Source organism: Neofamilia massiliensis, assembly GCF_001299475.1.
GTDB classification, from domain to species: domain Bacteria; phylum Bacillota; class Clostridia; order Tissierellales; family Peptoniphilaceae; genus Neofamilia; species Neofamilia massiliensis.
In genome coordinates, this window is sequence record NZ_CYUJ01000003.1 from 216,721 (window position 1) to 232,866 (window position 16,146).

The following is a 16,146-nucleotide window of genomic DNA, read 5'->3' on the forward strand; positions in this document are numbered from 1 at the left end:
TATAAATTATTTAAAGTTTGCCATCATTGCATCAAAGGATGCTTTTAGTTCGCCATAGGCGTCTTCTACACTTGCTGGCTTAACACTGTTCCAAGAAAGAACAGCATTTTTCCATGTATCCCAAACCTTACCCCATTCAGAGAAAAGTGGTCTATATGGTGCATCTGCATAAGATGCATAAGCTGCTTCTATAATTTCTTTTTGAGTGTCGGATAGGTCTGAGTCTTTATAAACATCAGCATTGGCATTTTCAAGGATCTTTCCAGTAGCCTTAAATAATTCTACAGCATTGTCTGGATTTACTAGTTCCTTGATCATTGCATAACAAAGTTGAATCTTGTCTGGGTCCTTTTCATTTCTAGAATTAATTGCAAATCCCCAGCCGCCCTTCCAGTGAGCTAGTGGTTTGCCGGCAACAGTAATCTTGTCAATAGAATCAATTACTAGGTCTTCTCCTGCAAGCTCGTTCATGGTTGCTTGTTCCCAAGGTCCGGCTAGTCTAATAACGCCTTCTGATCCAGTTCTAAAAGAGTCGTCAATATAACCCCAGCCAGCATCTGCGTCAAATAAGGCAGTTCCAGCATCGTTGTGGACCTTCCAGTAATCATAAACAGCTGCAATAACTGCTTGTTGGTCAGAGCTTAGGTCTGCATATTCTTTAGTAAGGTCAGAATAAAAGTTTCCATTTTCATCCATGCCTAAAAGTTCAATGTTGGCTGCATTTGTTAATGCAACTCCAAACCAAGCATCAAAAATTGGTATTAAAACTGTAGACTCATTAGGTCCTGCATTTAGGTCAACTGCCTTTGATAAGTCTACGCCAGTAGCTTCAGCGTTGGCCTTGTTAGCATAAGTGATTAAAGTTTCAATATTATATGGGAAGGCTAAATATTCGTCATCGATTTTAAGTTGGCCACCAAGACCTGCTGTAAAATCGTCCCAGCCTCCTATTTCTGCTGCCAAGGCTTCTGAATCAATTGGATTTAAAACTTGGGCATCGTTTAGGCCATATAATCTATCAGCTGGAATAGCAAAAAGGTCAGCTACGTCTTCGTTAAGAGCATCAGTTGCATCTAGAGTATCTAGGTGGTCAAAGGCTCCTACTTCAATAATGTTGATCTTTGCATCTGGGTTAGCTTCCATAATTTTGTCTGCTGCCGCTTGGTAATAATCCATCCAATCAGTTTCAGCTTGAACAGAAATTTCACCCTTTAAGCTACCTGCTGCTGGAGTTGCTTCTCCATTGTCAGCTGGCTTATCTGTAGATGATTTTCCACAAGCAGTTAGAACTACAGCTAAGACTAAAATTAAAGCTATAAGTCCTTTAAATTTTTTCATATATTTTCCTCCTTATATTAAAGCTGCTTATTTTTAAATTTCAAATAAACGCTTTCATTGTTATAGTATATAATACCCTAAATTTTAATTTAAAGTCAATAGAAATGATATAAAATATCAAAGTATATAAGTAAAACACTTAAATATTAAAAAAGGATGGAGCCTTGGTCTCCACCCTTTTTGCCTATAAATTTACATTTAAAAATTGTCTGGTTCTATCGTACTTAGGACTAGTAAATATTTGATCTGGACTTCCTTCTTCTAAAATTTTCCCCTGGTCCATAAATATTATTTTATCTGAAACCCTTCTAACAAAGTCCATTTCGTGACTAACTATTAACATTGTTAGACCTAGGTCTTTTAGATTATTAATAGTAGACAAAACTTCTCCAACCATTTCTGGATCCAGGGCTGAAGTTGGCTCGTCAAATAAAATTATATCTGGATCCATAGTTAAGGCCCTTGCAATTGCTACCCTTTGTTTTTGGCCACCTGAAAGTTGACTAGGTCTTGCCTTAATAAAGTCTCCCATGCCAACTAGGTCTAAATTTTTTATGGCCTTTTCTTCAACTTCTTCTCTTGATGCTTTTAAAACTTTTATTGGCGCCTTGGTGCAATTATCTAAAACACTCATATTGTTAAAGAGATTAAAGTTTTGGAAGACCATGGCAAGTTTTCCTTTAAAGTCAGCTGTTTTAAAATCTCCCTGTAAAATATTTTCGCCCTTGTAAATAATTTCTCCACAGTCAGGTCTTTCTAAAAGATTAATACACCTTAGAAAAGTTGACTTACCTGATCCTGATGGGCCAATTAAACTTACAACTTGGCCCTTTTCTAAATTTAAGGATAGGCCCTTTAGTATTTTTTTGGAGCCAAAAGATTTTTTTAAATTTTTTATTTCAATTATATTTTCCATTTTTCTCTCCTAATTTGCGCTTCTCATTACGTCGGTTTTGTTAACCCTTGAATATGAACCTGGATCTGCTAGTCTTTCTTCAACTAAATGAAGAAGATAGGCTATAGACAGAGTCAAAGTCAAGTAGATTAATGAAGTTATAAAATACGTTTCAAAATACATTAGATTGCCGCCGACAATTGACTTGGTTGTAAAGAACAATTCGTTAACTGCAATTACATTTAAAACTGATGTGTCCTTTATGTTTACAATAAACTCGTTGCCAATTGATGGAATTATATTTTTTAAAGTTTGTGGAAGGATAACCTGGGTCATTGTTTGAAAATGAGTCATACCTAATGAACTTGCTGCTTCAAATTGACCTGAGTCAATAGAATTTATTCCTCCTCTAACAACCTCAGAAAGATAGGCACCTGTGTTAACTGATACAACTAAAAAGGCTGCTTCCATTGGCGATAAGTTTATGCCAGCAAATTGTAAGAGGCCAAAATAAACTAAAACCGATTGAACAATCATTGGCGTTCCCCTTAGAACTTGGACATAAATGTTTACTAGAACTTTTAACAAGTTCAAGAAAAAGTTTTTGCCCTTGTTAAGAGACGGTGGAATTGTTCTTATAATTCCAACTATTAGTCCAATTACAAGTCCTAGGACTGTTCCAACAAAGGAAATAATTATTGTAAAGGCTGTTCCCCTTAAAAAGTTGTCCTTGTTTTCTACGAAAATATTTTTCATATTAGATAAAAATCTTTCTAGGCCATCTCTGTCGTCATCGTCCTTGTCTTGTAGGATATTCATTTCGTCCATTAGATCCATTCGCTCTTCTTGAGAAATTGTAGCTAAGATTTCATTAAGCTGGTCTCTTAGGGGACTGCCTTTTTTTATTCCAATGGCAATTTGTGTATCTTCTGGACTGGTTTCAAAACCTGGATCAAGTTCAGCCATTTTTAGGCCAACTCCTGCCCTTGCTGCTGCCATGGCCTCAGGTCTTTCTGCTACATAGCCGTCGGCTTTTCCTGTTTGAACTGCAACTCTCATAATTGAAAAGTCTGACATTGGTTCAAGATGGTTGACGCCAGGAATTTGATCTATAACTGTATCGTGGAAGGTGTTTAGCTGGGCGACAATGTCCGCGTCAGAAAAATCTTCTAGAACCTTTGCGTCGGCGTAAGGTCCCTTTGCATTTACAACCATAACCAAGTCTGACTGGTAATAGCCATCTGAAAAATCAATTTGCTTGGCCCTTTCTGCTGTTGGACTCATGCCAGCCATTATTAAGTCAATTCGTCCTGATGTTAAAGCTGGAACAAGACCGTCCCATTCAATTTTAATAATTACTGGCTTCTTGCCTAGGACCTTGGCAATTTTTTTCGCCATTTGAACATCGTAGCCATTGGCATATTCATTTGATCCTTCAATAGGAAGGGCTCCATTGTCTGCAGTTTTTTGAGTCCAATTAAATGGTGGATAGGCTGCTTCAAGGCCTATTCTTATTGTGTCTTCCTCTGCTTCAACTGGACTTGAAAAGACAAAGATGCTAGGAAGTAAAATTCCTAAAACTAAAATCAAATTTACAATTCTTCTTCTCATTTTTTTCTCCTTAAATTTATTTATGACAATACTGAATATAAAAAAGCCCCATCCCTGTTGTTTCCAACTAGGGACGGAGCGTTAAAATTTCCGTGTTACCACCCATATTTATTTAAAGTTCACACCTTAAACCTTATCAAGTACTATCATACTCTCCTTCTATAACGGGAAGTCCCGACAACTTATCAAAAATCCAGGCTGCTGCTCCAAGTCTTTTTTCACTCCTACTAACATTATCTTCTCTCACCACCAAAGACTCTCTGTAAATATATCATAGGGCTAATCTTCTTATCAAAGCATTTAATTAAATAACACTTTAGCAAAACTTTTTTCACTTGTCAAGGAAAATTTTTAAAAATACTTAAATTAATCTGCAAAATTTCTCTTTAATAAAAAGAAAACCCTGCGATTAACAAGGTTTTCTCAATTTAACTTTTATTTAAAGTATTCTACTGCAGCTTTGAAAATATTATTTTCTTCTACACCTTCAATGTTTTTAAATAAGTCTTTTTCATTTCTCTCTGGATGACCCATTCTGCCGTAGATCTTTCCACACTTGCAAATTAGGCCTTCAATGTTGTATGAAGATCCATTGACAGCTGTCTTATAAACTGAAGCAACTTGGCCGTTTTCTAAAAGTTCTTTTAAGATTTCTTCTGAAACGACAAGTCTGCCATCGTAGTGGGCTATTGGAGTCTTATAAGTTTTGCCTGCTTCAAAATTCTTTAACCAAGGTGAATTAGTTGTTTTAATTTCAATTTCTTCTAGTCTTGAAACAAAGTTGCCTGATGAGTTAAAGGAAATTGTCATATCACTTTCTTCTTGGTCTCTAATTTCTCCATAAGGAAGAAGTCCTGACTTAACTAGACCTTGGAAGCCGTTACCAAGTCCTAAAATTAAGCCGTCATTTTCTTCAAGGAGATATTCAATAGCTTCTTTAACTTCAGATTTCTTTAAAATATTTGCTATATACTTGCCTGCTCCATCTGGCTCATCTCCTGTAACTGCTCCACCAGGAATAGCTAGGATTTGTGCTTTTTTAATTTCTTCAGCAAGGGCTAACTTTGAGGCTTCAAGTTCTTCTTGGGTCCTGTTTTTATAAACAAGGGTCACAACTTCAGCGCCTTCTTCTTCAAAGGCCTTGGTCAAGTCGTATTCTCCATTTGTTCCGTAGAAAATTGGAATTAATACTCTTGGTCTGTCAGTCTTCTTTGTTGAGTGAAGTTTTCTTTCAACTTCAGCATTAGTTAAATCTTTAGCTTCAGAAACTTTTTCGCTAGGGAAAACTGGGTCAAGGGTATTTAAATAGGCCTTTTCTAAGTCTTCTTCATCTAAGGTTACGCCATTTACTATCATCTTGTCAGCAAAGCTACCGATGTTTTTAATGAAGTCTCTGTCTTCAAGGTACTCAACTATAAAGGATCCGTATTTTGGTGAATACAAGTCATCAAGTTTTATGTCAAAGCCTGTTTGATAAAGGGCTTGTTCATAAATTTGTGGAAGAGTTCCCTTGTGGGTAATTGTTGATGCAGCTAAAATATTTCCTGCTTTAATATCTGCGTGTAATTTTTCAAAGTTGTCTTTTAATTTATCTAAGTCAAGTAAGCCGTTTTTGTCATATTGGGCTTCAACTAAACCTAACTTGCCCTTGCCTTTAAAGTCTGGAGACAAAATGTTTTCTATGTCTGTTGTTGTTACAGCAAAGGAAATTAGTGTTGGCGGAACGTCAATGTCTTCAAAGGTTCCACTCATTGAGTCCTTACCTCCAATTGGTGGAGCGTCAAAGTGTGCTGAAGCAACTAAGGCACCAAGTAAAGATTTTAATGGCTTGGACCAAGATTCTTCTGATGAAAGTCTTTGATAAAATTCTTGGAAGGAAAGTCTGATCTTATCTAGGTCAGATCCTGTTGCTACTAACTTTGCTAGAGATTCGATTACTGCATAGTAGCCTCCTAGGAATTGAGATTCTTCAGAAAGATATGGGTTAAAACCATAGGACATTAGGGAAACTGTATTTACATTTCCTTCTAGGGCTGGAATCTTTGCTGCCATAGCTTGGATTGGAACTGTTTGTTTTTTACCACCAAGTGGAGCTAGGACTGTTGCCCTGCCTACTGAGCCGTCAAATAATTCTATAATATTTTTCTTTGAAGTTGTATTTAAGTCTTTTAAATAAGTCTTTAAGTTTTTAGGGTCTGTATCTGAAACTTTTAAAGATTTAGCAACTTCTTCAGATTTAACCTTAACTTTTTGGAACCTGTCTGCTCCAGCTGTGTTTATAAAATCATAGGATAGGTCAGCTATTAGCATGTCGTCATGGTACATGGTCATCCTGTTTGTGTCTACAACTTCAGCTACAATGCTTGCGTCTAAGTTTTCTGCATCAGCTAATTTTATAAATTCATCAAGGTCATCTTTTCCAACAACTACTGCCATACGTTCTTGGGATTCAGAAATGGCAACTTCTTTTGGAGCCATGCCTGGATATTTTACAGGAACCTTGTCTAAGTGAATTTCAATTCCGTCAGCAAGTTCGCCAATGGCAACAGAAACTCCGCCAGCACCAAAGTCATTACATTTCTTTATTAACTTAGCCGCCTTTTCATTTCTAAATAATCTTAGAATTTTTCTTTCTTCAGGGGCATTTCCCTTTTGAACTTGGGCAGATTCAGTTACAATTGATTCAACATTGTGAGACTTAGATGAGCCAGTTGCTCCACCAATTCCATCTCTACCAGTTTTGCCACCTAATAAAATTACCACATCGCCAGGTGTTGGTTCAATTCTCTTTACATTTTCAATTGGAGCGCAGGCCATAATTGCTCCTGCTTCCATTCTCTTGGCCATATAACCTGGATGATAAATTTCGTCCATATAACCTGCAGCTAGACCAATTTGATTGCCATAAGATGAATAACCTTTGGCAGCATCAATGGCAAGTTTTCTTTGTGGAAGTTTTCCTTCAAGAGTTTCTTCAAAAGGAGTAAGAGGATTTCCTGCTCCAACAACTCTCATTGCTTGGTAAACAAAGGCTCTAGCAGAAAGTGGATCTCTAATGGCTCCACCTAAACAAGTTGATGCGCCACCAGTAGGTTCAATTTCTGTTGGGTGGTTGTGGGTTTCATTTTTAAATAATAACAAGTAGTCTTCTAATTCTTCCCTGCCATTTTTTTCTACCCTGACTTTAATTTTTACAGAACAAGCATTGATTTCAGAAGAAACTTCTAAGTCTTCTAGCTTGTCATTTTGTCTCAAATATTTGGCAAGAATTGTACCAAAAGACATTAAAGATATTGGCTTTTCGATTTTTAATTCTTCTCTTAGAGATAAATAATAATCAAAGGCCTTTTTAATTTCTCTATCTAGGTCTGTTTTTACATCATCAAAGGCTACTTCTAACTGGGTGTTAAAAGTAGTATGACGGCAGTGGTCTGACCAATAAGTGTCGATAATTGCAAGTTCAGTTTCGTTAGGGTCCCTATCTTCAGATTTAAAATAGTCTTGGAAAAATTTTAAATCATCTAGGTTCATAGCTAGGTTTTCGTCAACTAAAAATTGTTTTAAAGTTTCTTCGTCATAGTCTCTAAAGCCATCATAAATAAGATTTTCTAAGTTGTCCGATGCATTTTTCTTTAAAGTCTTTACTTCCTTAGAAAGATCAATAGTTTGGCTGTCAACTGGATTTACTAAGTATTCTTCAATTTTTTCAAGGTCTTTGTCACTTAAGCCTTCAAAAACATAGACTTCAGCTGACCTGACCCTTACATCTTCGCCAGTAAATAAGGCAATATTATCTAACAAACCTTGGTCTCTTTGGTTAAATTGACCTGGAAGTAGGTTTACACAAAGGTATTTGTCAAAGCTATCTTGAAGCTTTTTTGCATCAGCATTTACAAAAACTTCGTCAACTGGTTTTTCTGCTAAAACAGTGTACAAAATTGAATCTAAAGTTTCCTTTGAAGATTCAATGTCATAGAGCCTATAGGTTTTTAAAGATCCTAGGTCTATGTGTAAGAAGTCTTTGATTTCACTAATTAAAGCTTCTTCTCTCTTGTCATCTTTTCTCCTTACAAACACCCTGTTTACACAAGTACTACTATTATTCATACATCCTCCTCATGATATAAAACATGTCTTTCTTACAAATTTATAAGTGTATACAAAAAAGAGAACTAATAAAGTTCTCTAAATACTTACACTTATTTTGTTAAAGCTAAAAGAAGAGACACTCCAAGCCTTAGTTTTAGATAGTGGTAAAATTTTTCTTAAATATCTAAAAGAAAATAAAAACATAAGTCTCTCCCCAATTAATTTCACTATTATTATAGCATAAGTTTATTTTTTATTGTAGCTGTATTTTTATTTTTTTACAAAATCAAAGGCAATTCTTTCACTGCCGTCTTTAACATAAATTATTCCACATTTTTTAAAGCCAGCTTTTTCTATGGCTGCTAACATTTTTTCATTGGCTCTGTGGGTATCTACTCTTAAATAATTAATTTGGTCTTTGGCATAGTCAAAAACTATTTAGGAAAGGCCTTTGACACTTCCATCAGATGCTAATCTGTGAATGGTTCCATAGGGAATATCTTCTGACCAAGCTCCATCATAAATTTTTTTATAAGTTTCTTCTTGGCCAAAGATTAAAGAGAAAGTTCCAATAACTTTTTCATCTAAGATGCAGACATAAGAGTTGCCAGCTTCAATGTCTTTTATAAGAACATCTTCTCCTGGATAAGCTCCGCCCCACTGACTTGGATTGCCATTGGCTGCCATAAAGGTCTTGGCTTTTGTTATTATTTTTTTTATATCTTCAAGATCAGTTAATTTTGCTTTTCTAATTTTTATATCCATAGGCCCTCCAAAAAATTAATTACAATTTATTTTTCTCTTCCTTATATTTATTGCCAAATTTTTTTAAAGTTAAGCTTCTTATTTTAAATGTCAAAGTGATGTTAAATTAATATTTACTGGAATTTTATTTTTAAAAGATATAAGATAGATATGTACTATTTTAATTAAGTGTTTTATTTATAAATGAGGTTTTAAATTATGGAAGATAAAAAATATTATAGTCGGGCTTTGAAAGTTGCTTGGCCCTCGGTTTTAGAAAGTTTTTTCATAGCCTTAGCTGCTATGATTGATACAATGATGGTTGGAAATTTAGGCCCCTATGCTATTGCATCAGTTGGACTAACAACTCAACCAAAGTTAATTGGCTTTATTATTTTTATAGCCATTAACGTTTCTCTTTCTGCCTTGGTTGCCAGACGACGAGGAGAAGAAGACAAAAAAGGAGCAAATGAAATTTTTGTTACTGCCTTTATCTTGGCCCTTGTTTTGGTCCTTCTAGTTTCTATAATTGCAGTTAGTTTAGCAGACCCACTTATGAGAATGTCTGGGTCCAACCACGAAACCCATGTCTATTCAGTTGAATACTTTAGAATTATTATGGGAGGCATGGTCTTTAATGTTGTTGCTATGATAATTAACGCTGCCCAAAGAGGATCAGGCAATACAAAAATTGCCTTTGTTACTAATCTTGTATCTTCAATTGTAAATATTATTTTTAACTATTTGTTAATTGAAGGAAACTTTGGCTTTCCTGCCTTAGGCGTTAGAGGAGCTGCCATTGCTACAGTTTTTGGATCATTTATAGCTATGCTTATGGCAATTAGGTCTCTCTTTAATCCTCTGTCCCTAGTTGATATAAAATATATTTTAGCTAGCAAGATAAAATTATCTCTCGCTTCCTTTAAGTCAATTTTTGAACTTTCCTTTAATATATTTTTTGAAAACCTTGCTATGAGAATCGGTTTTTTAATTACAGCAGTTACAGCTGCAAAACTTGGGACCCAAGCCTTTGCAGTTCACAACGCAGGAATGAATATTTTGTCCCTAGGATTTTCCTTTGCAGACGGCATGCAAGTTGCTGCAGTTGCCCTAGCTGGCAGGTCCTTAGGCGCTGGCAATAGAGAGGAAGCAATTACTTACGGCCATGTCTGTCAGAGAATTGGCTTTATGATTTCTGTAATTTTTTCTCTAGTAATGTTTTTCTTTGGAAAAAATATTATGGGCCTATACTTTAAAGACCCTGCTATAATTGAAGATGGAGTTATCATTACTAGATTTATGATGGTAATTGTCCTTTTACAAATTTCTCAAATCATTTATGGCGGCTGCCTAAGGTCAGGTGGAGATGTTAAATACACTTTAGTTGCTGGAATAATTGCTGTAACAATAATTCGTTCATCAGTAACCCTAGTTACAGTAAATATTTTTAACCTTGGCCTTTATGGAATTTGGATTGGAATTTTGTCAGACCAAATTTCAAGGTTCACTTTACTTAGACACAGGTTTAAACAAGGCAAGTGGACAGAAATTAAAATTTAAAAATGACATTTAAAAAATCAGGCTTATTTTACCAAGCCTGATTTTTTTATAGCCCTCTTTACTGCAAAATAAATTACAAAGTAAAGTAAGACTAAAAATATTAAAGTAAGCGGTCCATAAACTTTTAAAGCTGTTAAATAAAAGTCTTTAATCATCATAGAATAATTTGGCATAGTTTCTCTCCTTTTAAAATTCAAAACTTCCAATTACTTCTCTTACATATATTATATCTTAAATCTAAAGTTATTTCATTAAAAAAATGGGGACACAGCTGAAGCAATGTACCTAATTCCAAAGCACATAACGAAATGTCCTCAATAAAAAATAGGGCTTAGAAAAATGGTTCTATACTAAATAGTGTTGATGGAAATATCCATTGACACTATTTTTTAGTTTTTAGTGTAAAAAAATAGACATAACTTACACTTTCTCCTAAAATATAGTCATCATCAATCTAATAAGGAGTGGTTTGTTATGTCTATTAATCTTAATTCTATCAGAGATATCTTAAATATTAAAGATGATAATATTATTTTTTCTGATAATTTTTATCTTAAGAAGAAGTTTAGGTATGTTGATTCTCATTTTTTCTTTGCTTCTTTGTCTTATGTGCCTTCTTTCTGTCCTTGTTGTGGGGCTATAAATTCTTCTAATTCTATTGTTAAGAATGGTTTTAAGTCTTCTAGGATTAGGCTTCTTCCTATTTCTAATTTGCCTGCTTTTTTGGTTTTGAAGAAACAAAGGTTTTTGTGTAGGGATTGTGGTTCTTCTTTTATGGCTGAGTCGTCTTTTGTGGATCCTTATTGTAATTTGTCTAATGATCTTAAAAAGGCTATCTTAATTGATTTAATGGAGGTTTATTCTCTTAAGTCTATTGCTAGAAGATGGCATGTTTCTCCTTCTACTGTTTTAAGGGTTTTGAATTCTGTGCCGCCTCTTAAGAATGATTTTTCTTCTCTTCCTGAGTTTATTTGTATGGATGAGTTTAAGTCGGTTAAGAGTGTTGATTTTAATATGAGTTTTATTTTTATGGATGCTGTTTCTAGAAGGGTTATTGATATTTTGCCTGATAGAAGAATTCATAGGCTTATTTCTTATTTTCAAAGGTATCCTATCGAGGTTAGAAGAAGGGTTAAGGGAGTTGTTATTGATATGTATGAGCCTTATATTACTCTTATTCAGTCTGTTTTTCCTAATGCCGTGATTATTTTTGATAGGTTTCATATTGTTCAAAATCTTACTCGGGCTTTGGATAGGACTAGGATTTCTGTTATGAATGGTTTTGCTCGTGATTCTCAGGAATACAAGGTTTTAAAGAGATATTGGAAGTTGTTTTTATTAAATGAGTTTGAGTTACATCCTAGTTTTATTCAAAGGTATACTGCTTTTATAAATTTTATGAGTCAGGCTTCTATTGTTTCTTTTATGAGAGATATTGATCCTGTTTTAGATAAGTCTTACATGTGTGTTCAGGATATTTTAGCTGCGATTAGGCTTTCTAATACTGATATGCTTTCTTCTTTGTTTGATAGAAAGCTTGATTCTAGGGTTTCTCATTATGTTAATGTTGCAATTGAAACTTGTAGGAGGTATGAGGAGTTTATTTTAAATGCTTGTAGATACAAGCTTTCTAATGGCCCATTAGAAGGAAAAATCAACAAGATTAAGCTTATTAAGAGAAATGCTTTTGGTCATAGAAATTTCTATAACTACAAGAAAAGAATAATTTTGGTCTTTGAAAAGTTTCGGTATATTGAAAATGGCCCAGACATTTCTGTCTGAGCCATTTGATAGTTATTTTTCTCTTCATCAACACTATTTGACAAAGAACCAGAAAAATCTCTAGCCCTAGTTAAAAATTCTATTCATTTACTCTTTTAATATTTCCACCAATACCCTTGAGTTTGGCTTCTATATCTTCATAACCTCTGTCTATGTGATAGATGTCATAAACTTCAGTTTGGCCTTCAGCTACAAAACCAGCTAGGATTAAAGCTGCCCCACATCTTAAATCTGTTGCATAAACTTTATTGCCTACAAGTTTCCTCCCGCCTTTAATAGTTGCAGATCTGTCGTCTACACTTATCATTGCACCCATTCTTCTAAACTCGTCAACGTGCATAAACCTGTTTTCAAAAACAGTTTCAATTACAGTATTAGTTCCCTGACATTGGGTCATCATTGCCATAAACTGGGCCTGCATATCTGTAGGAAAACCTGGATAAGGCAAAGTCTTAATGTCAATGCCCTTTAAAAATTCAGGGCCTACTACTCTAACTGACTCGTCAAACTCTTCGATTTGGCAGCCAGCTTCTTCAAGTTTTGAAATAACTGGTCTTAAGTGATTTGGAATTACATTGTCAATAATTACATCCCCTTGGGTGATTGCTGCTGCAACCATAAAAGTTCCTGCCTCAATTCTGTCAGGAATAATTTGGTGCTTGGCCCCATAAAGTTTTTCAACTCCGTCAATAATAATTGTGTTAGTTCCAGCTCCTTTAATATTTCCACCTAACTTTCTCAAGAAGTTAGAAAGGTCAACTATTTCAGGTTCCATAGCTGCATTTTCAATTATAGTCCTGCCTTTGGCTAAAACTGCTGCCATCATTATATTTTCTGTGGCGCCAACAGATGGAAAGTCTAGGTAGACCTTGTTGCCAACTAAATTTTCTGTGTGGGCTAGGATATAAGAATCTTCACCGTCGTCATCTTCTCCATAGTGTTCTTCACACTCAACTCCCAAGGCCCTAAAGCCTTTTAAGTGAAGGTCAATTGGTCTTGCGCCAATAGTACATCCACCTGGCAAGGAGTTTTTTGCCTTGTTCATCCTACCTAGAAGTGGTCCCATTACTAAAAATGATGCCCTCATCTTGCTCATTAGTTCATACTTGGTTTCATAAGTGTTTATGTTTTTTGCATTTACCCTTACTACTCCACCGCCAAGGTCTTCAACTTCAGCTCCTAGAGCCCTTAAAACCTCACACATTATTTCAACGTCTTTTAGTTTTGGCACATCTTCTAAAATAATATCTTCTGTTCCTAAAAGAGTTGCTGCAAGAATTGGCAGGCAGGCATTTTTTGCCCCACTAACTCTAATGTGACCCCTTAGGTTCATACTTTTTTCAACTACCAGTTTTTCCAACTGCAATCCCCCGTCCTATCTTTATAATAAATAATTTAATTTTAAAATTTTCACGGGAAGTTTATTCCCTCTTAATTTATATCAAATAAAAAAGTTTTTTTCAATAATAGATTATAATTTCATTCCCTTGAAATCATAGCCTGCATCTTCAATTATCTTTTTATAAGTTTCTTCATCATAGCTAACAGATGTTTTTATATAGGCAGCTCCTTCGTCAAGGTCAACTTGGGCCCTAAGGCCGTCAAGACTTTCAAGGGCTTCCTTAACTCTTCTTTGACAGTGCTTACAAGTCATGCCGCCTACAAAAATTTTAACTTCTTCTACTTCTTTTTTAGAAAAATCTGCTGTCAACCTAGACCTATTAACTTGAACGTCTTCCATTTTCATATCAGAAACATCTTGACTTTTAAGTGGTTTAAATCCATTTAATCTCAAGGCATTAGTCACAACAAAAACTGATGAAAAAGACATGGCCAAGGCTCCTAGCATTGGAGATAATTTTAGACCAAAGGCTTTGTAAAATAATCCAGCAGCAATTGGGATTCCTATAACATTGTAGAAAAATGCCCAGAAGAGATTTTCCTTAATGTTTTTCAAGGTGGCCTTGCCTAGGTCAATGGCGTTTACAACATCTAATAAATTGTTTTTCATTAAGACAATGTCAGCTGATTCCATAGCTATGTCAGTTCCAGCTCCAATTGCCATACCAATGTCGGCCTTTACTAAAGCAGGCGAATCGTTAATACCATCTCCTACCATAACAACTTTTTCTCCCTGGTCTTGGAGACTGGAAATTGCCGCCTCCTTGTCTTGAGGAAGGACGTCAGAAATTATTTGATCAACTTCCAAATTCTTTCCTATAGCCTTGGCTGTTACTTCATTGTCACCTGTTAACATGACAACTTTAATGCCTTCAGCCTTTAATTTTGAAATAGCTTCTTTAGAACTTGTTTTAATTACATCAGCTACGGCAATTATTCCTAAAACACTTTCAGAATTGGCAAAGTACATAGGAGTCTTTCCTTCTTCAGCCAGCCTTCTTCCCTCAGCTAAAATTTCTTCAGACTCAAGACCTAGCTGGTCGAGAATTTTATTATTGCCAGCAAAGTATTCCCTGTCATTAACCTTGGCCTTTATTCCCATACCGACTTGGGCTTCAAAGTCTTTAACTTCAAGGTCAGAAGTTTTTTCTTCTTTGGTAAAGGCAACTATAGCTTCAGCTAGTGGATGTTCAGATGATTTTTCCATAGCATGAGCTAAGTTGATTAAAGTCTTTTCGTCAGCTGCTATAGAAATAAGGTCAGTTACAAAAGGCTTGCCAAAAGTTATTGTTCCAGTTTTGTCTAAGACCACAGTTGAAATATGGCCTAGACCTTCAAGGCTTTCTGCAGATTTAATTAAAACTCCAAAAGACGCTCCCTTACCTGTTCCAACCATAATTGCAACAGGAGTAGCTAGTCCCAAGGCACATGGACATGAAATTACTAAAACTGCTACAGCCATTTGCATGGCAAATTCAAAGCCTTGGCCTAGGATAGACCAAGTTATAAAAGTAATTAAAGCAATTACTAAAACTATTGGCACAAAGACTCCAGCAATTTTATCAGCAAGCTTTGCAATTGGCGCCTTTGATGAAGATGCCTTCTTTACAAGGTCAACAATTTGTGCAAGAGTTGAATCTTCTTGGGACTTGGTAACTTCAACTTCAAGAGCTCCTGTCTTGTTTATAGTTGCAGTAAAGACATCGTCACCAAGATCTTTTGTTATAGGAAGAGATTCTCCAGTAAGTAAGGCTTGGTCAACTGCGCTTGAGCCATTAATAACTTTACCGTCAGCTGGAATTTTTTCTCCAGGTCGAATTACTAAGACGTCGCCAATTTTTATTTGGTCAACTGGGATTTCAATTTCCTCTCCGTCTTTTAAAATTCTGGCAGTTTTTGGTGCAAGGTCCATTAGCTTTGTAATAGCTTGAGAAGTTTTTCTCTTGGACCTGGCTTCAAAGTATTTGCCTAAAGTTATTAAAGTCAAAATCATTGCCGCCGATTCAAAATAAATATCGTGGCTAAACTTGTGGACCATGTCCATGTTTTGGTCTCTAAAGGCGATTATCAACATAAAAATTGCATAGATGCCATAGAGATATGAAGCTCCAGATCCAATGGCAATTAGCGAATCCATATTTGGATTTCTATTGAAAAGAGACTTAAAGCCATTTATAAAATAGGCCTTGTTTACAAATAGAATTGGACTGGCTAGTAAAAACTGAATAAAAATATTTATTAGCGAGTTTTCTGCTCCTACTAAAAAACCTGGACTTGGAAGGCCCATCATTGGTCCCATGGCCACATACATTAAAATTATCATTAGAGGAAAGGAAACTTTTAGGCGAAAGACCTTGTCCTCTAATTCGTTTTTATAAATATCTGTAGATTCATTTGTCTGAGAAGTATTATTAGCAGATTTTTCTTTTTTAAAAACTTCCGCCTTGTAGCCAGCCTTGTCAACTGCCTTTATGATTTCAAAATCATTTACTTGTTTTTCGTCAAAGGAAACTTCCATAGACTTAGTCAGTAGATTTACTTCAACCTTGTCTACACCGTCAAGTTTGCCCACAGACTTTTCAACTGCAGAGACACAAGCGGCGCAAGTCATTCCTTCAACATTAAATTGTTTTTGCATTTATATCACCTTTTTAATTCCTAGTTATTCACTATGGATTTACCCGAAAAAGAAGGAGCCTAAGCACAAGTCCTAAACTCCTCGATTT

General features: G+C 35.4%; 10 protein-coding genes and 1 other annotated feature. Of the genes, 2 read left to right on the top strand and 8 right to left on the bottom strand.

The window, feature by feature from the left end; translation table 11 throughout:
• Positions 1-6: 6 nt before the first annotated feature.
• The 5 genes from BN2667_RS05525 to BN2667_RS05545 form a co-directional block, all read right to left on the bottom strand.
• Positions 7-1,338 (bottom strand): sugar ABC transporter substrate-binding protein, encoded by a 1,332-nt coding sequence (locus BN2667_RS05525; protein WP_054252333.1) that lies wholly within the window; start codon positions 1,336-1,338, stop codon positions 7-9.
• 184 nt (positions 1,339-1,522) lie between these two features.
• Positions 1,523-2,254 carry an amino acid ABC transporter ATP-binding protein gene (locus BN2667_RS05530; protein WP_054252334.1) on the bottom strand — a complete coding sequence of 244 codons (732 nt, stop codon included), beginning with the start codon at positions 2,252-2,254 and terminating at the stop codon, positions 1,523-1,525.
• 9 nt (positions 2,255-2,263) lie between these two features.
• Positions 2,264-3,844 (bottom strand): ABC transporter substrate-binding protein/permease, encoded by a 1,581-nt coding sequence (locus tag BN2667_RS09525; protein ID WP_054252335.1) that lies wholly within the window; start codon positions 3,842-3,844, stop codon positions 2,264-2,266.
• 66 nt (positions 3,845-3,910) lie between these two features.
• Positions 3,911-4,148, bottom strand: a binding site (T-box leader).
• 131 nt (positions 4,149-4,279) lie between these two features.
• The gene (locus BN2667_RS05540; RefSeq protein ID WP_054252336.1) at positions 4,280-7,951 is read right to left on the bottom strand and encodes a phosphoribosylformylglycinamidine synthase; all 3,672 of its coding nucleotides are present in this window, start codon (positions 7,949-7,951) and stop codon (positions 4,280-4,282) included.
• Positions 7,952-8,371: 420 nt separating this feature from the next.
• Positions 8,372-8,698, bottom strand: coding sequence for a hypothetical protein (locus tag BN2667_RS05545; protein WP_082380205.1), 327 nt, complete (start codon positions 8,696-8,698; stop codon positions 8,372-8,374).
• A 198-nt stretch (positions 8,699-8,896) separates the two neighbouring features.
• On the opposite strand from BN2667_RS05545, the gene BN2667_RS05550 reads away from it, so the two are divergent.
• On the top strand, positions 8,897-10,237 hold the full coding sequence (locus BN2667_RS05550; RefSeq protein WP_054252337.1) for an MATE family efflux transporter: 1,341 nt from the start codon (positions 8,897-8,899) through the stop codon (positions 10,235-10,237).
• 23 nt (positions 10,238-10,260) lie between these two features.
• On the opposite strand, the gene BN2667_RS09355 is transcribed toward BN2667_RS05550, so the two are convergent.
• Positions 10,261-10,410, bottom strand: a complete 150-nt coding sequence (locus tag BN2667_RS09355) for a hypothetical protein (RefSeq protein WP_156191367.1) — start codon at positions 10,408-10,410, stop codon at positions 10,261-10,263.
• Between the two features lie 301 nt (positions 10,411-10,711).
• Between BN2667_RS09355 and BN2667_RS05555 the strand changes: the two genes are divergently transcribed.
• Positions 10,712-12,019, top strand: coding sequence for an ISL3 family transposase (locus BN2667_RS05555; RefSeq protein ID WP_054252338.1), 1,308 nt, complete (start codon positions 10,712-10,714; stop codon positions 12,017-12,019).
• Between the two features lie 79 nt (positions 12,020-12,098).
• On the opposite strand, the gene murA is transcribed toward BN2667_RS05555, so the two are convergent.
• Together murA and BN2667_RS05565 are read right to left on the bottom strand one after the other, a co-directional pair.
• A complete protein-coding gene (murA, locus tag BN2667_RS05560; RefSeq protein ID WP_054252339.1) occupies positions 12,099-13,379 on the bottom strand; it encodes a UDP-N-acetylglucosamine 1-carboxyvinyltransferase in 1,281 nt (426 codons plus the stop codon).
• Between the two features lie 111 nt (positions 13,380-13,490).
• Positions 13,491-16,058, bottom strand: a complete 2,568-nt coding sequence (locus BN2667_RS05565) for a heavy metal translocating P-type ATPase (protein ID WP_054252340.1) — start codon at positions 16,056-16,058, stop codon at positions 13,491-13,493.
• Positions 16,059-16,146 lie beyond the last annotated feature (88 nt).